Source organism: Sorangium sp. So ce394, assembly GCF_051474665.1.
Classification (GTDB): domain Bacteria; phylum Myxococcota_A; class Polyangia; order Polyangiales; family Polyangiaceae; genus Sorangium; species Sorangium cellulosum_D.
The window spans coordinates 8,153,449-8,170,025 of sequence record NZ_CP150339.1 but is presented as its reverse complement, the minus strand read 5'-3'; the positions used below and the strand labels follow the sequence as shown (position 1 = coordinate 8,170,025).

Below are 16,577 nucleotides of genomic sequence, written 5' to 3'. Positions count from 1 at the left end.
AGGTTGAGCCGGGCCGCACCCAGGTTGAGCCGGGCCGCACCCAGGTTGAGCCGGGCCGCACCCAGGTTGAGCCGGGCCGCACCCAGGTTGAGCCGGGCCGCGTCACTCCGGCCTGAGCGCGGAAAGTGCCGCCCTGGCGAAAATTTCCGCGATGAGCCCGATCGCGCGCTCATCGAGGTCGAACGCGTGGTGGTGGTGCGGCGCCGCGGTCGGCCCGCCCGCCCCCACCGTGAAGAGGCATCCAGGAACGCGGCTCGTGAACTCCGAGAAATCCTCGCTGACCGTGAGCGGCCCTGGATCCATGACCTCCGCGCGCTGCGTCGCCCGCGCCGCGGCCGAGACCAGATCCACGGGCGCCGCGGCGTTGGCCGTCACGGGCGAGCTCGACAGCACCCTGAACTCGCACGAGGCCCGCAGCGCCGAGCACACCCCCGAGGCGATCCCCTGGATGCGGTCGAGCGCGTGCTCCCGGCTCTCCTGCGAGAACCACCGCACCGTGCCCTGGAGCGCCACGCGCTCCACGACGACGTTGGCCGCGTTCCCGCCGGAGATGGCCGAGATGCTCACGACGAGCGGCTCGCCCGGCTTCGTCTCGCGCGAGACGATCGACTGCAGCGCGGTCACGACCTGCGCCGCCGTGTAGATCGGATCGACCGACAGGTGCGGCAGCCCGCCGTGGCCCGCCTTCCCGACCACGGCGATCTCGAACGTGTCGATCCCCGCGAAGAACGGCCCGGGCCGCGTCGCCACCACCCCGAACGGCAGGGGCGAGATCACGTGCGCGCCGAGCGCCTGATCGACGCCGTCGAGCGCCCCCGCCTCGATCATCTGCAGCGCGCCGCCCGCGAGCTCCTCCGCGGGCTGGAACAGGAAGCGCACCCTGCCGGCGATGCGATCCCGGCGCGCCGCGAGCAGCGTGGCCGCGCCGAGGAGCGCGCTCACGTGGGCGTCGTGGCCGCACGCGTGCATCACGCCCCTCGTCTCGGACGGGAAGTCGTGCCCCGACTGCTCCTCGACCGGGAGCGCATCCATGTCGGCGCGCAACAGCAGGGTGCCGCCGGCGCGCTCGCCCTCGAGGTCGGCGATGACGCCCGTCCCGGCCACGCCGGTGCGCACCGACAGGCCGAGCCCGCGCAGGCGCTCCGCGACGATCTGCGACGTGCGCACCTCCGTGTAGCCGAGCTCGGGGTGCCGGTGCAGATCGCGCCGCACGGCGACGAGATCGCGATCGAGGAGCTGCACGTCCCTGCTCAGGTGATCGGCCATGCCGCGATGGTACCACCCGCCTCGACGCGCCGCGCCGGCGACCGCGTCGCCCGCGGCCCGCGGGGCGAGCTTCGCGCCGGTGACGATTTCCTGAATCCTTCGCCCCGCGCCGGGGCTTCTCCGGGCGAACGATGGAGGAGCGCATGAGACGCAATGTGGGAAAGATGGATCGCCTGTTCCGTGGTCTTTCGGCGCTGGCCCTGCTGGCGTGCGCCTGGGCGGCGCCGCTGCCGCTCGCGGCGCGCCTCGGCGCGCTCGGTCTGACGGGCGTGTACCTGCTGTTCACGGCGCTGTCGGGCGCGTGCCTCGGGTACGCTCTGCTCGGCAGGTCCACCTGCCGGCTCCGGCCGGGCTGAGGCGCTCGATGGACGCGTCGACGTCACACGATACGGTCCTCACGGCGGCGGCGCGCGGCGACGACGGCGCGCTGGAGCTGCTCGTGCGCGCCTACCACGACCGCGTGTACCGCTTCGGCCTGCGCGTGTGCCGCGACGCCTTCGACGCGGACGACGCCGTCCAGGAGGCGTTCGCGAAGCTCGCGCGCCGCCCGGAGGTGGCGCGGGACCCGGGCGTCCTCTCGTGGCTCATGACGGTGGTCCGGAACGCGTGCCTGCGCATGCTGCGCCCGTTCGCGCGGGAGCGCGCGCGGCTCGGCGAGCGGGTGGACGACGCCGACGCGGCGCCCTCGGGCGAGCTCGACCCGCAGGCCGCCTTCGAGCGCTGGCGGCTCGTGCGCGCGGTGCACGAGGCGATCGCTGCGCTGGAGCGGCCGTACCGCGAGGTGCTCGTGCTGCGCGACGTCGAGGGGCTGACCGGCGAGGAGGTGTGCCGGATGCTCGGGCTCGGCGAGGCGGCCATGAAGAGCCGGCTCCACCGGGCGCGGCAGCTCGTCCGGGCGGAGGTCCTCCGGCGGGAGGGCGCGCCTCCCGCGCGTAACGGAGGAGGGTAGGGGCATGTTCGCGAGCAAGAGCCTCGCGGCGCACGTCGCGCGCGGGGTGATCGGCCTCGGGGCCCTCGCGGCCTCGGCGCTCCTCGCGCGGGATCTCCTCTGGGCGTCGATCGCGCTGCTGCCCGTCGCGCTCGTGGCGCTGCGCGGATGCCCGATGTGCTGGACGGTGGGGCTGATCCAGGCGGTCGTCGCCAGGGCGCGCGGGGAGCGCCCCGAGGGGGTGTGCGACGACGGTGGGTGCGCTGGAGGGCCGGCGGGGCGCGGGTGAGCTCTCGTGGTGCCTCCGGAGCTCGGCGCGCATCCGCGCGCCAGGCGCCGATCCGGCCGCCCCTCGGGCGCGCGAAGCGCTGGTCCCGGGGGCGCGCTCGGCGTATGGAAACGCCCATCATGCATCGGGTGTTCATCGACGGGCAGGAAGGGACGACGGGGCTCCAGATCCGCGAGCGGCTGCAGGGCCGCCGCGACCTCCAGCTGCTCGAGATCGATCCGGAGCGGCGCAAGGACCCGGCGGCGCGCCGCGCGATGATCAACGAGGCGGATCTGCTCATCACGTGCCTGCCCGACGACGCCGCCCGCGAGTCCATCGGGATGATCCAGAACCCGAGCACGCGCGTCATCGATCCGAGCACCGCGCACCGCACCGCCGACGGCTGGGTGTACGGCTTCCCGGAGCTCCGCCCCGGGCAGCGCGAGGCCGTCCGGCGCGCGCGGCGCGTCGCCGTCCCCGGCTGCCACGCGACCGGGTTCCTCGCGCTCGTGGTCCCGCTGGTCGACCAGGGGCTCCTGCCCAGGGACGCCCGCGTCGTCGCTCACTCGCTCACCGGCTACAGCGGCGGCGGGCGCAAGATGATCCAGGCCTACGAGCAGGCCGACCCGGCCCGCCGCGAGCAGCTCCGCAGCGCGCGCCCGTACGGGCTCACCCTGCAGCACAAGCACCTGCCGGAGATGCGCGCGATCGCCGGGCTCGAGCGGGCGCCGCTCTTCCAGCCGGTCGTCGGCGATTTCTACAAGGGCATGCTCGTCTCGGTCCCGCTCTTCGTGGACGCCCTGAGCCGACCGGCGACGCCCGCGTCGGTGCACGAGCTCTACGCGTCGTACTATGCCGGCGAGCCGTTCATCCGGGTGATGCCGCTCGGCGGCCAGGGCGCGCTCGACGACGGCTACCTGGGCGCCCTCGAGTGCAACGACACGAACCGACTCGACGTCTTCGTGTTCGGCAAGCCCGATCAGATCCTGGTCGTCGCGCGCCTCGACAACCTCGGCAAAGGCGCCTCCGGCGCGGCGGTGCAGAACCTGAATCTGATGCTGGGCACGCCGGAGGACACCGGCCTCGGCTGATCCCGGCCGCGCGCTGGGCGCTCGCTGTCGCGTCGGCCGGCGAGCGCCCAAGCGCCCGCCGGCGCGCCGCGGTCGACGTGTCACGCCCCCATGCGCTGCGCCGGCTGCGCCAGCATCTCCGGGAGCCCGGCCACGGCCTGGACGTCGGGGGGGAAGTCCGCGAGCTCCTGGACCTGGCGAACCTCGATGATCGCGTCTTCCGAGCCGGGGCAGCGCGAGGCCCACGCGATCGCCTCTTCCCTCGATTTTACCTGGATGATCCAGTAGCCGCCGAGCACCTCCTTCGCCTCGGCAAAAGGCCCGTCGACCACCCGGGGCTTCCCTCCGGGGAACGAGATGCGCGCGCCCATCGAGGGCGGGTGGAGGCCGTCGAGCGCGAGCAGCACGCCCGCCTTCTGCAAGGATTCGTTGTACCTCATCATCGCAGCGACCGCCTTGGCGTCCGGCATCGTGCCCGGCGCCGCGCTCTCGTACCCCCTCGGGATCATCAGCATCATGAATCGCATCGTCGTGTCTCCCTTCTCGAGCCGGGCTCGGCGCGGCCTCGACCGGGCGTGAGCCCTCGCCCTTGTCGACGCGACGAACGAGCGGACGCGAGATCGACACGGCCGTCGATTTTTTTTCTGCGTCGGCCCCCGGCGAGGGCGCCCGCGCCGCCCGCCCTCACCCGTCCGTCCGGCCCCCAACGCCGTGGCTCGGCGCCTCCGTCATCCCCGCACGTCCCGAGGAGCAGCTCGCCGGCTCACCCGGCGCGGGTGTAGAGCCGCGGCGCCGAGCTCTCCAGCGCGGCGCTCAGGCGCTCGGCGGCGTCCTCCGACGCGCGCCGGCAGGCGATCCGCCATGGCCGGCGCAGCGGGCCGGACGAGAGCCGCTTGACCGTCAGATCGCCGTCCCCGAGATAGCCGTGCGCCATCCACTCCGACAGGACCGCGATGCCCATGCCGGCGCGCGCCGCGTCGATGACGGCCTCGGTCAGCGGAAAGCGCAGGAACTCGAGCCTGGGCCGCTTTCGCCCGAAGACGGCGCTCATGAACCAGCGCGCCTCGGCCGGCGGCGTGTTCGACGTGATGAGCGGGCCCTTCCGCAGGTGGTCGCGCGTGAGCGACCCCCGCCCGGCGAGCGGGTGCGAGGTCGAGACCACGAACACGACCTCGTCCGAGAAGAGCGGCCGCTCCGCGAGCGCGCCGCCCCCCTCGCGGGGGCCCGGCAACGAGGCGGTGGTGAGCAGCGCGACGTCGATGTCGCCCCGGACCAGCGCGCCGACCGGATCCTGGGTGTGCTCCACCGCGAGCTCCACCTCGAGGCGGGGCAGCCGGCGCCGGAGGCTCGCCATCGCCGAGGGCAGCCAGCGGTACGCCGTGTAGCACTCGCACACGAGGCGGACGCGCGTCGTCGGGGCCGCGGGCGCCGCCACCTCCAGCTCGAGCTCCCGGAGCTGCGCGAGGATGAGCCCGGCGCCCGCGATGAGCCGCTCGCCCGCGGCGGTCGGCGTGACCCCGCGCGCGGTGCGCTCGAACAGGCGCGCGCCGACCCGCTCCTCCGCCTGGGCGAGCGCCCGGCTCACGGCGGACTGCGTGATGTGCATCGCGGACGCCGCGCCCGCTGTGCTCCCGGCGGCCGCGAGCGCGACGGCGAGCTCCAGATCGCGGATCTCGAGCTGGGGTCGCGGGCCGATGGCCGGGGGCGCGGGGAGAGAAGTTATGCGTGACACGCATAGATCCTATCACGACGATGCGTTGGACGCACAGCCCCTCGAGGCGCACCTTCCTCGCCGTCAGGAGGTCTTCATGAAGCTCTATTTCTCCCCGCTCGCATGCTCTCTCGCCACGCGCATCGCGCTCTACGAGGCCGGCGCCGAGGCCTCGTTCGTCGAGGTCGACCCGAAGACGAAGCGCACCGAGGACGGCGCGGACTTCCGCGCCGTCCACCCGCTCGGGCTCGTGCCCGCGCTCGAGATCGAGGGCGGCGAGATCCTCACCGAGAACGCGGCGATCCTGCAGCTCGTCGCGGACCGGTCCCCGGAAGCCGGGCTCGCGCCGCGGGATCCGCTCGGCCGGGCGCGGCTCCAGCAGTGGCTCTGCTTCATCGGCACCGAGCTCCACAAGGCGGTCTACGTGCCGCTGCTCGACAAGGCGGCCCCGGCCGAGGTCAAGGGCTACGCGCTCGCCAAGGCGGACGCGCGGCTCGGCTGGGTGGCGGGGCGGCTCGAAGGGCGGGAGTTCCTGCTCGATCGCTTCTCGGTCGCCGACGCCTACCTCTTCGCGGTGCTCAACTGGTCCTCGGTCACGCCCGTCGACCTGAAGGCCTGGCCGGCGCTCCGCGCGTACCAGGCGCGCCTGCGGGCGCGCCCCAGCGTGGCGCGCGCGTTCGACGACGAGTGGGCGCGCTTCGTGCGGGAGACCCAGCGGCACGGGGAGAGCCTCCCCGCCGGCGCCCAGCGCGCCGTCGGGTGACGGATCCACCGCGACCTGCGCGCGCCGCACGAGATCGACGGCGGCGCGCGGCCCCGGGGCGAGCCGCCCGGGGCCGCGGCCGGGCATCGCGCCGGCCGGCGCAGCGCGTCGTCACGGGAGCTGGTGCGGCATGGGGTGGCATTCCTGCTTTGGCTTTGAGCGCGGATCCGGCATCCTCTATATCGAGCTCCTCGGCTGGCGCTGAAAGGCGAGCTGCGCGCAGCGCTTCAACGAGCGTTGATCGAAGCGGCGGCCAGAGCGCCGGCGAAAGCGCCAGCAACACTCCGGGGAGACCAGTTTATGCAACTGCGGTCGGTTCTGCTCAGCGTCATCGTGTGTTCTTCCCTCTTCACGCCCGGCTGTTACCTCGGGGACGAGGGCGCCTCCGAGGAGGTCGGCGAGGTCGCCTCGCCGCAGCTGGATCCGGACGGCAGGGCCTGGCGGCTCTTCAAGCTGAGCGTCGGCGGGGTCCCGTTCGCGAGGGCGCTGGCCATCGGCGGCGCGAACATGGGCAATTACACGGCGAACACCGAATATTGGTACGTGGATCCGGCGGCCCTCTCGGCGCTCGGAACCAAGAACATCGTCTTCACCCACAGCGGCGGCGACAGCTACCCGCCCTCGCAGCGCGGCCCGCAGAGCTTCGCGCTGCCCAGGCAGGTGCCCTGGGAGACCTTCCAGACGGACCCGGTGAGCGGCGGAGCCCTTTACCGAAAGGACAACGTTTACCTCCGGATCACCAAAAATCAGAGCGGCCTCACCCGGCTCACGTGGTACCAGATCCTCGCCGACGGCGTCCCGAAGAACATCGTGCCTTCCGGGACGTTCGTGCCGGTGCGCGGGGCGGTGAGCGTGCCGAGCGGGCACGTGGGCTATTACATCGACCAGGCGGTCGAGTAGCGCGGCCGCGGGGCCCTCGGGCCGCGACCGGTGCGCCGCGCCGCGCTCCCGCCAGCCCTGGAGGCCGCGCGTGTACGGTCGGGCCGCCGTGGGCGACCAAGCAGCTCGCGACTTGCGCGCTCGGGGGGGGCCTCGCGCGACGGGGGCCGACCGCGTGGAGGCGTACGTCCTGCGACATTCCCCGACACGGAGCGGCTCTCCCCGGTCGTGAAGGCTCTCCCCGGTCGTGAAGCGTATCGCTCACGCGGCACGAGACACGCGGCACGAGAGACGGCCGCGCGCCGTCGTCGCGCGTCCGCTGAACGCGCTTTTCGTGCGCGAGCGTCTCTGATACGAAGTCATCATGAGATACTTGCGACAACTCTTCGTCTGCTCGGTTCTTTCGGCGCTCACGATCCCGGTCGGCTGCGGACCGGAGGCGCCGGACGTCGCCGAGCAGGTTTCCGACGTCGGCTCGATCAGCCTCGCCCTGGTCGGGACGAGCGCCACGGGCGCGACCTACCGCCTATCCCAGGCGTGGTTCAACCTCTACGGTCCGACGCACCGGCTCGTCCATGGAGACGGCGACAGGGCGGTGCTCACGGAGGTGCTGCCGGTCGGCCACTACGACGTGTACCTCGAGCCCGGCTGGATCCTCGAGCGGTGGACCGGCGGCGGCTACCAGCAGGTCGAGGCGGCGCTGACGTCGCCGAACCCGACGCCGGTCTATATCTACGAAGGCGCGGCGGCGACGGTCGTGTTTCAGTTCCGGTCGGACGGCGATGTCATCTCCGTCGGCCAGGGGACGCTCGACATCGCCATCGGGGTCGATGACACGCCGGCGCTCAGCGAGGACACCGACGTGGCGTGCAGCAACGGCTACGACGACGACGGGGACGGGTACACGGACTGCAACGATTGGGACTGCCAGTGGCAGCCCTTCTGCGCGTCAGGGCGCGAGGACACCGACGTGGCGTGCAGCAACAACTACGACGACGACGGGGACGGGTACACGGACTGCAGCGATTGGGACTGCCAGTGGCAGCCCTACTGCGCGCAATGGCGCGAGGACAACGACGCGGCGTGCAGCAACGGCTACGACGACGACGGGGACGGATACACGGACTGCAGCGATTGGGACTGCCAGTGGCTGCCCGTCTGCGTGCCCTACGGCGAGAACACCGACGTGGCGTGCAGCAACGGCTACGACGACGACGGGGACGGGTACGCGGACTGCAGCGATCCGGAGTGCCAGTGGCAGCCCTACTGCGCGCCGGTGCGCGAGGATAACGACGCGGCGTGCAGCAACAACTACGACGACGACGGGGACGGGTACGCGGACTGCAGCGATCCGGAGTGCCAGGGGCAGCCCGTCTGCACGGTGTGGGGCGAGAGCACCGACGCGGCGTGCAGCAACGGCTACGACGACGACGGGGACGGGCTCACGGACTGCGGCGATCCGGAGTGCCAGTGGCTGCCCTTCTGCGCGACGCCGGCCATCCTCATCGAGACCTTCGATGACGGAGACTTCTTCGGCGGCGCGCCGTACGCCGGCATCTCGTCGCCGTTCACCGGGCCGTGGGTGCCGATCTACGACCCGACCATCCCGTACCTCGATCTGGTCCCGTCGGCAGGGCCCGGCACCGGGACGGCGCTCGGCGTTTACTCCCCGGCGATCCCGACCGAGTGGGGCGCCGGCGTCATGCTCGACTTCGACCCGTGGTCGGTCAACGTGGCGAGCTTCCAGGGCATCCGCTTCAAGATGCGCTCCCTGTCCTACCCGATCCGCTTCGAGGTCAGCTCGCTCCTCACCGTGCCCGAGGGCGGATACTGCTCGAATTGCCTCGACTACCATGGAACCGAGCTCTGGTCCGGCTCCGATTGGATCACCGTGGAAGTGCGCTGGGCGGAGCTGGTGCAGCGGGGGTGGGGCACGCCGGCGCCGCTCGACCCGTGGAACGTCATGGCCCTGATCTGGCGCACGCCCGCGGGGCAGGCGCCGTCCCTCGAGCTCGACGACATCGAGCTGTTCTGAGCCCAGGCGCCCCCGCCAGCGACCGCCGGTAGCCGTACGACCGGTACATACCGGTTCGTCCGCGTCGGAGCGGCTCAGTCGCCGGCGACCTGGGTGGGAATGCCGAGCAGGTAGATCTTCTTCATCCTGCCGCCGATCACCCCCTTTTCCCATCGGTACCCTTCGTCCCGGAGCCCTCGCAAGAGCTCGTCCAGGTCCTCGAGCGTGTAGGTCCTCGCGTTCGAGACCGCCCCGTCCCAGGCGAAGCACAGCGGGATGATCGGGAAGAGGTACGTGAAGACGAGCTGCCGCGCGGTCACGGGCCTCGCCAGCGGCGTCATGAGGAGGCACATCAGGAAGTTGGCCGGCAGGGCCGTCCACCAGAGAAACGCCGGATAGCTGTTGTCGCTGATCTCGAAGATGCAGATGGGCTGTCTGCTCCTCTGGGCCGTCTCCAGGATCTTTCTCGCGCTCTCCGGTCTCATGTGGTGGAAGCTGCTGATCATGGTCCTGAGCCCCGCCGTCTCGCGGCCCACCTCGGTGGCGTCGAGCGGGGTCGTCCGGTACGACACGTTGCTCCCTTCCCGGGCGTTGATGCGCGCCGCCGCCTCCGCGTTGGGGTAGAGATCGGTGAGCGTCAGCGTGACGCCCTCGAACCCCGGCTTCTGGTTCAGGCGCTCCAGGACATCGAGCATCGGGCCCCCGCTCCCGGAGCAGAGGTCGACGATGCTCGTGGAGCGCGACTCACGGAGCGCCCGGGCGACCAGCTCCGCCAGCTCGTCGCTCGAGCCGAGCGCCTTGTGCACCGTCACGATCATGCGTGTCATGCAGGCCCTCAGCCACCCCGGAAACCAGCTGAAGTCTTCGAGCTCGAACAGATGGATGCGCTTCATTCGCTCCTCGGGGGCGCGCGGCAACGCGGATCGAGCGCTGGAGCCGTGGGGCTATCGCTCGTCCGCCCTGCGGGGGACCTCGGGTTGTGGAGTGTATTCGATTTTGCGCCGGAGCGGAGGAGATTCGACGCGGAGCGGAGGGGCGCAGCAGCGCTCGCCTCGTGGGTCGGAGTGCGCCAGCACGCCGGCCTCGGCTCGGGCGGGCTCGGCGCCCCCGGCCTCGAGGCTTCGATGGATGCCCGTGCCTTCCGTCGTTCAAGAGGACGGGAACGTCGTTGTCTACTCACTCGAAGGGAAAGCCTTGTGGGCGACCGGGATGTATCACTGAGGCTCACGTCGTCGACGCGGCAGCCCGACGTCACTTGCCGAGATTTTCCCCCGAGGTGGAGCACGGGCCAGGGCCACGCGGCTGTCCACCAGGTTCCCTGTGGCGAATCAGCGAAAACTTCTGTTCGGGAGCGAACAGGCGCTCGTTCGCTTTATGCACTCTCCATTCCACGGGCTCGTCGGCGATGGCGCACGTCGCCAGCATTCGATCTTCGGTCTCGAGCGCTGCGAGGCCCGGGAAGGCAGCTCTCATGTCGGCCGTGGTCTTCTCGTAATTGTTCACCGCTTCGCCGAGCCTCCAGCTCAACGTGACCGGCGCGTACCTGGTCGACGAGGCCGCAGCGAACAGATCGCCCAGGTAATAGGCCTTTCCCGCGGCGAACTGCTCGTCCTGCATGAAGCCTCGCACGAGCACCACGCCCAGCAGCCACCCGAGCTGATTGTTGAGCAGGATCTGTGTCATCGTGCAGGTGGACGGCGGTATCTCGATGACCTGTAGAGGGCGATCGATGCTGAAGCGGATGGTGTAGGTGCTTTCGCGCGCTCCCTCGGATCGGCAGCTCAGCACGAGGATGATCGTTTCGTAGTTCCTGGGGTGGTCGGCGGCTGGATCGACGTGAAAGCTTCCATACAAGTACGCTTCCTTGCCGGTCGGCTTCTCGCTGGGGGCGACCGGAACCGTGTAGCTCTTGGGGGCAACGCTGGCGCATCCCGACAACGACAAGGCGACGGCGAGGAGAGCTGGACGCGAGCCGCTGGCCCATGAGGTCAAGTTCGTGAGGTGAATCATCGAATCATCCGCGATCTTGTCGTGCCCGCACCGGCGCGCCCTCGGCCGGGGGATACGCGACGTCGAGCGCGCTGATCTGCCCGGCGAGGCGCCGGTTCACGGCGTCGATCGCGAGCAGGTCGCTCATGATCTCGCGGAGGGCCAGGCCGGGCTCCGACAGATCCATGAGCTGGGTTTGCGCCTCCGTGTTGCGCGACAGCGCCCGGCCGACGGGGTGCCGCTCGTCATGGTAGCTGTCGAGCAGGTGGGGCGGCGCCCAGCCCTGGACCGCGGCGGCGAGCTTCCAGCCGAGGTTCATCGCGTCCTGCAGACCGACGTTGAGCCCCTGGCCGCTTCCGCTACGGCGCGCGGCTCATCCTCGAGGGCCTCGCGGCGGCGCCGGGCGACGCGCCGCCGAGCCCGGCGCCGCCGAGCCCCGCGCCCGAAGCCCCGCCGCGCCCGCGCGCGGGGCGGGGGTCGCTCCGCCGGAGCCGGTGACGGCGGAGCTCTTCTCACCGATCACCGGGCTGCGCAGGTCCTCCGGAGGGCGCGCGCCTTGTCGATGCACGCCGTGAGGGCGTCCTCTGCGGGCTCGTCCGGGCACGAGGCCTCGAAATCGCGGATCGCGTCGCGGAGCCCGCGCAGCCGCGGGCCCCCGGCGCCGAGGTCGAGCTTGCCCTTGCGCCCGTCGTCGTCGTCGCCGCCTCCGACGAGCAGCAGCGTGCCGACCACCGCGCCCACGACGACGACGCCGGTGAGGACGCCCGCCACGATGACGCCGGTCTTGCCCTCGACGTCCGGGGGCTCCGCGTCCGGGAGCGACGGCGTGCCCGCCGGGACCTGCGGCGCCTCGAGCCCCGCGGCCAGCACCGTGGTGGTGATCCCGCCCGCGAGCCCCAGGCCGCCGATGACGAGGCTCGACACCGTGAGCGCGCTCGGCCCGGCGCCGGCGCTCGCGTTCACGTCCACGTTCACGCTGGCGGAGAGGCGCGCCTCTGCCGCGTTGCACACGGCGTAGGCGTCGAGGCGGTGGATCTCGAGCGACGCGCGCGGCGCGGTCTCGGGCGGCAGCTTCGCCGCGAGGATGATGTCGTCCGCCGAGCGCCGGAGCGTCAGCGTCGCGGGTTCGGCGTCGGGCGCGGCCGCGGCGTCGGGCGCGGCCGCGGGCCGCGTGGAGGCCTTGCCGCACCCGGCCAGTCCACATGCGATGAGCAGGAGCGTCGTGCAGGAGAGGACATGATCGCGTCGCAGGGTCATACTGCCACGCTACGCCGTATTACCGCGGTTTCGTCGAGTGAAATCGGCCTCGCCGCAGATCGGATATCGGCCGACGAGCGGGCTCTGCGTGGGACAAAGCCGCGGTGTGTACGGCGCCTGGAGGAGCTCAAGGCGCGATGTAGGTCGGCCCTGCCACGGTGTTGAGCGTGAGCTTCACCGCGTTCCCGATGACGTCGCTCGTGAGCGCGACCAGCGCCGGCTCGTCCTTGGCGAGCTCCGCGGCGTCGATGCGGTACAGCGAGCCCGCGGCCCCCGGCATCCACAGGTTGCCGGACTCGTCGACGGCGAGGTCCGTCACGAGCGCGAGCACGTCGATGTCGAAGAGGACCTCGGGCGTGATCGTGCCGCTCGCCGCGCGCTCCTCCGGCGTGTACCGCACGAGCTGGTTGCCGGCGAAGTAGCCGACCCACAGGTTGCCGTCGGCGTCGAAGGCGAGCCCCTGCGGGCCGCGCAGGTTGGCGACCACGGGCGGCCCGCTCTGGCCGAGGAGGACCACGTCCGCGGGCTCGTCGGCGATGTCGGCCACGAGCCGCTCGGCCGCGAACTTGACGACGCCGTTCGTCGCGTCGTCGCCGACCCACAGGTTGCCGTCGGCGTCGAAGGCGAGCGACTCGGGGCGGCTCGCGTCGGGGCTCGTGAGCGTGAGCGCGGGCGCGGGCTCGCCCGAGCCGGCGAGCGCCTCGGGCGCGAGCTTCACGACGCGGCTCAGGGTCGCGACCCACAGCGCGCCCTCGGCGTCGAAGGCGAGCGCGCGCGGGCCGCACGGCAACGTGGTCTCGCACACGGCGCTGCCGCCGAGCAGCACGTCGGGCTCGTCGGCGGTCGACGCGCCGAGGCGCGCCGCGCCGTACGCCGCGAGCTTGCCGGAGCCATCGCCGATCCACAGGCGCCCAGCGCCGTCGACCCGCAGGGCCGTGGGGCTCGTGAGGCCCGCGTCGAGGATCGCGCTCGGGGCCTGCTCGCCGCCCTCCGCGAGCTGCGCGGCGTCGAAGGCGAGGATCTGGCCGTCGCCGTTGCCGTTCGTCGCCCAGAGCCTCTCGCTCCCGGGCTCGCGCGTGTACCGCACCGCCACCGTCGCGGTCTCGCCGTCGCGCACGCACACGGTGTCCTCGCCCTCGATCGCGCCCTGGTAGGCCGGGCCGACCAGCTCGCCGGGGCTGCGGACGCGGTGGGCGCTGACGCGGTACTCGCCCGCCGGCAGCGTGAGCGTGCGGCTCTCGGTCGCCGTGCCGCCGTCCACGACGCCGGCGCCGTCGCTCACGCGCACGTCGGCGGGCACGGCCGACTCGATGTCGAGCGCGAGCGAGCCCGTGCCCGACGCGGGGCACGCGTCGGCCCCGGGGCCGCCGGTGCCGTCGCTGCCATCGCCGGAGCAGGCCGAGAGCGCCATCAGGATGCCGAATGCCCAAGATTTGCGTGCTTGCATGGTGACTCCTTGGCTGGTTGTACGCGGGATCGTTCGTCGACTGCCGGCCTCCGGACGCCGTCCCGATCTCTGGATGCCGGGGCGGCGTGCGCCCGGAAGACGCGTTGTGTACACCACCGATGTACGCATGCCCCCGCGCGATCCTGCCGCGTGAAGAGATCCCTCGACGAGCGGCGCGCGGCGGCCGGATCCACCTCGCAGCGCGTCGGACGGCGATCTCGCGGCGCCGTCGCGAGCCACGGTGGTCGAGCCCGCGCCGCCTCGCGCGCGAGGCGCGCTCGATCAAGCCTGGATCCGGGCCGTTCCGAGCAGCTACGCTGAGATGCCCCATGCCTCCGCCCCGACCGCCTCGCGACCATGGCCCGCGCCACGCTCCGTTGCCCTCGTCCGCGGTGTCCGCGCTCATCCGCCCCGGCAGGCTCGACGCGCTCCTCGCCCCCTGGATGCCCGACGCGGAGGAGCGCGACTTCGTGGTCCGGTGCATCGTGGGAGAGGGCCCCATCCATCACCGCGGCGCGAGCTACACGCTGCTCTGCCTGCTCGGCCTCCTGCTCGAGGAGCTCGGCCCGGACGAGGGCGGCGCGCCGCGCGGCGAGGCGCTGCCCGTCCCGATCCGCCTGCCGCCGCACCTCGCGCGCGGCAGCGAGCACGACTACCCGCTGGCCATCCCGCTCGCGCCGCTGGCGCGCCTCGCCCCGAAGGGCTCGCCGGAGCTCGCCGCGCTCGTCGACTGCCTCACCGACGGCCCGCCGCACCACGCGCTCGCCAACGCCGCCATGATCTGCCTGCTCGACGCCCTCTTCGCGCGCGCTGGGCGCGCCCGCGTCGGGGCCGGGGTGGAGCCGGCCTGATGGCGCTGCCGCCGGCGCTCGGGCAGGCGTTCCGGATGGTGGCCGCCGAGCTGGGCATGCGCTCGGCGGCGCGGCTGTTCCTGCGCGAGCTGATGGCGGCCGGCGGCGCACCGCTCGTCGGCGAGGCCCGCGACCAGCTCGGGCGCGAGTTCCCCGTCCTCGACTTCATCGCCGAGCAGTGGCTCTCCGGCGGCGCCGAGGCGCCGCTCGACCCCGCGGGCGTCCTCGACGCGCTCCGCGGCGTGACCCGGCTGCTCGTCGTGGGGCTCGAGGCCGACTGCCTCGACGCGCTCGTGCCGCGGCTCTCCGGCGTCGACGCGGGCCTCGTCACCGACGGGGGCGGGCTCGACCCCGACTTCCGGCGGGTGCTCGCGAACTACGACGGGCTCATGACGCCGGTGGAGCTGTCCGAGCTCCACCGCTGGGCCGGGCGGAGGAGCGCGCTGCTCACCTTCGTCTACGGCACCGACGGGCACGCGGCGCACGTGAGCCCCTCGTGGCTGCGCGTCTCGGGCCCCGACGTGCGGACCCAGTTCCGCTCGCTGATCGGCTGGGACATCCTCGGGCGGCCCATGACGGTGTACCCGCGCTGGATGGTGGAGACGAGCCCGGCCGATTTCTCGTGCCTCGTGCGGCCGGCGCCGCCCGGGCACGGGGCCGCCGCGGCCGTCACGTCGCCTCGCCCGCGCGCGCCCACGCCCGCGCGCGAGGCGACGTGACGGCGCCGCAGGCCGCGCTCCTCGTCGTCCTGCTCGGCGCGCTCCTGCTCCAGGCGCTCCTGCCGTCGCGCCGCGTGCTCATCGTGACGGGCGGCGCGGCCCTCGCCTCCCTCGCGTCGACGCTGCTGGGGGTCGCGACGACGCAGCGCCTCCTCGCCGAGGTGCCGTGGGACGTGCTCGTCATCCTCGTGACGCTGGGGCTCCTGTCCCAGCTGCTCGCCGCCTCGCGGCTCTTCGACCGCCTCGCCGTCGCGGCGACGCGGCTGAGCGGCGCCGAGCCCTTCCGCGTCCTCTTGGTGTTCTCGATCGCGATGTACCTCGTGAGCGGCGTCGTCAACAACCTCACGGCGCTCGTGCTCGTCCTGCCCGTGCTGCACGTGCTGCTCAAGCTCATGGGCACGCGGCAGCGGTACGTCTCCTGGCTGCTCGGCCTCCTGCTCGTCGCCTGCAACCTCGGCGGGGCCGCCACGCCGATCGGCGACTTCCCGGCCATCCTGCTGCTCGGCCGGGGCAGCATGACGTTCGGGGCCTACCTCTCGCGCGCCGCCCCGGCGACGCTCTTCGCGCTCGCCCTCCTGCTCCTCGTCGTGGGCGCCGTGGTGCGCCCGGCCGCTGGCGTGCCGAGCGATCCGGTCTCGGCGCGGCTCACGCGCGCGGCGATGGAGGCGCTGCACCGGCGGGTGCGCGCCGATCGGCGCCTCCTCGTGCCGGCGGCGGCGTCGCTCGCCGCGATGGTGATCGCGTGGCTGTTCCTGCCCGCGGAGCTCGGCGTCGGCCCGGAGCTCGTGTGCTGGCTCGGCACCGGCGCGGCGCTGCTCATGGCGCGCCGGCTCGGCGAGCGGCTCGCGAGGGCGGGGCTCGACATCGAGGCGGTGCTCTTCCTCCTCTCGCTCTTCGTGATGGTGGCGGCGGTGCGGCGCACCGGCCTGTTCGAGGAGGTCTCGCGCTCGCTGGAGCGGCTGCCGGTCGCGCCGTCGCTCCAGCTCGTCGCCTTCCTCGTCCTCGCCGGCGTGCTGACCGGGCTGTTCTCGGCGGGCCCCAGCATGGCGGCGCTGCTCGACGTGGCCGAGTCGCTCGCCGAGCGGGTGCCCGGGCCCGCCGTCTATGTCGGCCTCGCCCTGTCGGTCTGCGCGGGCAGCTCGCTCTTCCTGACCGCCGCGACGTCGGGCCCGCTCGCGCAGGCGCTCACGGAGCGGGCCGACCTGCGCGACCTCGACGGCAAGCCCATCCGGTTCGGCTTCTTCGACTTCCTGCCGGCCGGCCTCCTGAGCTTCACGGTCATCCAGGCCGTGGCGATCGCGTACGCGCTCCTCGCCGTCTGGACGGGGCGATGAGCCGACCCTGCGCTGGCGCCGGGCGGGGCGGCCTTGACACCCGGAAACGCGTTCGCGTCTCCTGGCCGCCGCCTGCCACGC

General features: G+C 72.8%; 17 protein-coding genes and 1 pseudogene. 10 read left to right on the top strand and 8 right to left on the bottom strand.

Annotated features, from left to right (window positions below; translation table 11 throughout):
• Nucleotides 1–102 precede the first annotated feature (102 nt).
• Complete coding sequence (locus tag WMF33_RS29995; protein WP_437331836.1) at nucleotides 103–1,266, bottom strand: M20 metallopeptidase family protein; 1,164 nt, start codon at nucleotides 1,264–1,266, stop codon at nucleotides 103–105.
• A gap of 143 nt (nucleotides 1,267–1,409) precedes the next feature.
• On the opposite strand from WMF33_RS29995, the gene WMF33_RS29990 reads away from it, so the two are divergent.
• The 4 genes from WMF33_RS29990 (at nucleotide 1,410) to argC (ending at nucleotide 3,553) form a co-directional block, all read left to right on the top strand.
• On the top strand, nucleotides 1,410–1,622 hold the full coding sequence (locus tag WMF33_RS29990; RefSeq protein WP_061625569.1) for a YgaP family membrane protein: 213 nt from the start codon (nucleotides 1,410–1,412) through the stop codon (nucleotides 1,620–1,622).
• 8 nt (nucleotides 1,623–1,630) lie between these two features.
• Entirely contained in the window at nucleotides 1,631–2,215 is a 585-nt protein-coding gene (locus WMF33_RS29985; RefSeq protein ID WP_437331835.1) for an RNA polymerase sigma factor, read from the top strand.
• Nucleotides 2,216–2,219: 4 nt separating this feature from the next.
• A complete protein-coding gene (locus WMF33_RS29980; protein WP_437331834.1) occupies nucleotides 2,220–2,483 on the top strand; it encodes a hypothetical protein in 264 nt (87 codons plus the stop codon).
• Nucleotides 2,484–2,599: 116 nt separating this feature from the next.
• Nucleotides 2,600–3,553, top strand: a complete 954-nt coding sequence (gene argC, locus WMF33_RS29975; RefSeq protein ID WP_437339537.1) for an N-acetyl-gamma-glutamyl-phosphate reductase — start codon at nucleotides 2,600–2,602, stop codon at nucleotides 3,551–3,553.
• A gap of 80 nt (nucleotides 3,554–3,633) precedes the next feature.
• Here argC and WMF33_RS29970 read toward each other — a convergent pair whose 3' ends face one another.
• Nucleotides 3,634–4,059 carry a YciI family protein gene (locus WMF33_RS29970; protein WP_437331833.1) on the bottom strand — a complete coding sequence of 142 codons (426 nt, stop codon included), beginning with the start codon at nucleotides 4,057–4,059 and terminating at the stop codon, nucleotides 3,634–3,636.
• A 236-nt stretch (nucleotides 4,060–4,295) separates the two neighbouring features.
• Entirely contained in the window at nucleotides 4,296–5,264 is a 969-nt protein-coding gene (locus WMF33_RS29965; protein ID WP_437331832.1) for a LysR family transcriptional regulator, read from the bottom strand.
• Between the two features lie 76 nt (nucleotides 5,265–5,340).
• Here WMF33_RS29965 and WMF33_RS29960 point away from each other — a divergent pair, with 76 nt between their 5' ends.
• The 3 genes from WMF33_RS29960 to WMF33_RS29950 all read left to right on the top strand — a co-directional run bounded on the left by WMF33_RS29960 (nucleotide 5,341) and on the right by WMF33_RS29950 (nucleotide 8,920).
• Nucleotides 5,341–6,006, top strand: coding sequence for a glutathione binding-like protein (locus tag WMF33_RS29960; protein WP_437331831.1), 666 nt, complete (start codon nucleotides 5,341–5,343; stop codon nucleotides 6,004–6,006).
• A 333-nt stretch (nucleotides 6,007–6,339) separates the two neighbouring features.
• Nucleotides 6,340–6,906 carry a hypothetical protein gene (locus tag WMF33_RS29955; protein ID WP_437331830.1) on the top strand — a complete coding sequence of 189 codons (567 nt, stop codon included), beginning with the start codon at nucleotides 6,340–6,342 and terminating at the stop codon, nucleotides 6,904–6,906.
• A 343-nt stretch (nucleotides 6,907–7,249) separates the two neighbouring features.
• A complete protein-coding gene (locus WMF33_RS29950; RefSeq protein ID WP_437331829.1) occupies nucleotides 7,250–8,920 on the top strand; it encodes a hypothetical protein in 1,671 nt (556 codons plus the stop codon).
• Nucleotides 8,921–8,994: 74 nt separating this feature from the next.
• Here the strand turns inward: WMF33_RS29950 and WMF33_RS29945 are convergent, their stop codons facing one another.
• The 5 genes and pseudogenes from WMF33_RS29945 to WMF33_RS29925 all read right to left on the bottom strand — a co-directional run bounded on the left by WMF33_RS29945 (nucleotide 8,995) and on the right by WMF33_RS29925 (nucleotide 13,592).
• The gene (locus WMF33_RS29945) at nucleotides 8,995–9,792 is read right to left on the bottom strand and encodes a hypothetical protein (protein ID WP_437331828.1); all 798 of its coding nucleotides are present in this window, start codon (nucleotides 9,790–9,792) and stop codon (nucleotides 8,995–8,997) included.
• 358 nt (nucleotides 9,793–10,150) lie between these two features.
• Nucleotides 10,151–10,909, bottom strand: a complete 759-nt coding sequence (locus WMF33_RS29940) for a hypothetical protein (protein ID WP_437331827.1) — start codon at nucleotides 10,907–10,909, stop codon at nucleotides 10,151–10,153.
• Nucleotides 10,910–10,961: 52 nt separating this feature from the next.
• Nucleotides 10,962–11,240 (bottom strand): annotated as a pseudogene (locus WMF33_RS29935) (FAD-dependent monooxygenase); the annotation flags it as partial.
• 167 nt (nucleotides 11,241–11,407) lie between these two features.
• Nucleotides 11,408–12,145 carry a transcriptional regulator gene (locus WMF33_RS29930; RefSeq protein WP_437331826.1) on the bottom strand — a complete coding sequence of 246 codons (738 nt, stop codon included), beginning with the start codon at nucleotides 12,143–12,145 and terminating at the stop codon, nucleotides 11,408–11,410.
• A 127-nt stretch (nucleotides 12,146–12,272) separates the two neighbouring features.
• Nucleotides 12,273–13,592 (bottom strand): Vgb family protein, encoded by a 1,320-nt coding sequence (locus tag WMF33_RS29925; RefSeq protein ID WP_437331825.1) that lies wholly within the window; start codon nucleotides 13,590–13,592, stop codon nucleotides 12,273–12,275.
• Nucleotides 13,593–13,984: 392 nt separating this feature from the next.
• Here WMF33_RS29925 and WMF33_RS29920 point away from each other — a divergent pair, with 392 nt between their 5' ends.
• The 3 genes from WMF33_RS29920 to WMF33_RS29910 are packed head-to-tail and all read left to right on the top strand — an operon-like array spanning nucleotide 13,985 to nucleotide 16,496.
• A complete protein-coding gene (locus tag WMF33_RS29920; RefSeq protein ID WP_061627361.1) occupies nucleotides 13,985–14,443 on the top strand; it encodes a hypothetical protein in 459 nt (152 codons plus the stop codon).
• Complete coding sequence (locus WMF33_RS29915) at nucleotides 14,443–15,162, top strand: hypothetical protein (protein ID WP_437331824.1); 720 nt, start codon at nucleotides 14,443–14,445, stop codon at nucleotides 15,160–15,162. The genes WMF33_RS29920 and WMF33_RS29915 overlap by 1 nt, the downstream gene beginning before the upstream one ends.
• Nucleotides 15,159–16,496 (top strand): SLC13 family permease, encoded by a 1,338-nt coding sequence (locus tag WMF33_RS29910; RefSeq protein ID WP_437331823.1) that lies wholly within the window; start codon nucleotides 15,159–15,161, stop codon nucleotides 16,494–16,496. Before WMF33_RS29915 ends, WMF33_RS29910 begins: the two co-directional genes overlap by 4 nt.
• Nucleotides 16,497–16,577: the final 81 nt, after the last annotated feature.

Excerpts from the sequence above, each read along its gene's own strand:
- WMF33_RS29995 (WP_437331836.1), bottom strand. The coding sequence starts at position 1,266 with ATGGCCGATCACCTGAGCAGGGACGTGCAGCTCCTCGATCGCGATCTC.
- WMF33_RS29990 (WP_061625569.1), top strand. The coding sequence starts at position 1,410 with ATGAGACGCAATGTGGGAAAGATGGATCGCCTGTTCCGTGGTCTTTCG.
- WMF33_RS29985 (WP_437331835.1), top strand. The coding sequence starts at position 1,631 with ATGGACGCGTCGACGTCACACGATACGGTCCTCACGGCGGCGGCGCGC.
- WMF33_RS29980 (WP_437331834.1), top strand. The coding sequence starts at position 2,220 with ATGTTCGCGAGCAAGAGCCTCGCGGCGCACGTCGCGCGCGGGGTGATC.
- WMF33_RS29970 (WP_437331833.1), bottom strand. The coding sequence starts at position 4,059 with ATGCGATTCATGATGCTGATGATCCCGAGGGGGTACGAGAGCGCGGCG.
- WMF33_RS29960 (WP_437331831.1), top strand. The coding sequence starts at position 5,341 with ATGAAGCTCTATTTCTCCCCGCTCGCATGCTCTCTCGCCACGCGCATC.
- WMF33_RS29950 (WP_437331829.1), top strand. The coding sequence starts at position 7,250 with ATGAGATACTTGCGACAACTCTTCGTCTGCTCGGTTCTTTCGGCGCTC.
- WMF33_RS29945 (WP_437331828.1), bottom strand. The coding sequence starts at position 9,792 with ATGAAGCGCATCCATCTGTTCGAGCTCGAAGACTTCAGCTGGTTTCCG.
- WMF33_RS29940 (WP_437331827.1), bottom strand. The coding sequence starts at position 10,909 with ATGATTCACCTCACGAACTTGACCTCATGGGCCAGCGGCTCGCGTCCA.
- WMF33_RS29930 (WP_437331826.1), bottom strand. The coding sequence starts at position 12,145 with ATGACCCTGCGACGCGATCATGTCCTCTCCTGCACGACGCTCCTGCTC.
- WMF33_RS29925 (WP_437331825.1), bottom strand. The coding sequence starts at position 13,592 with ATGCAAGCACGCAAATCTTGGGCATTCGGCATCCTGATGGCGCTCTCG.
- WMF33_RS29915 (WP_437331824.1), top strand. The coding sequence starts at position 14,443 with ATGGCGCTGCCGCCGGCGCTCGGGCAGGCGTTCCGGATGGTGGCCGCC.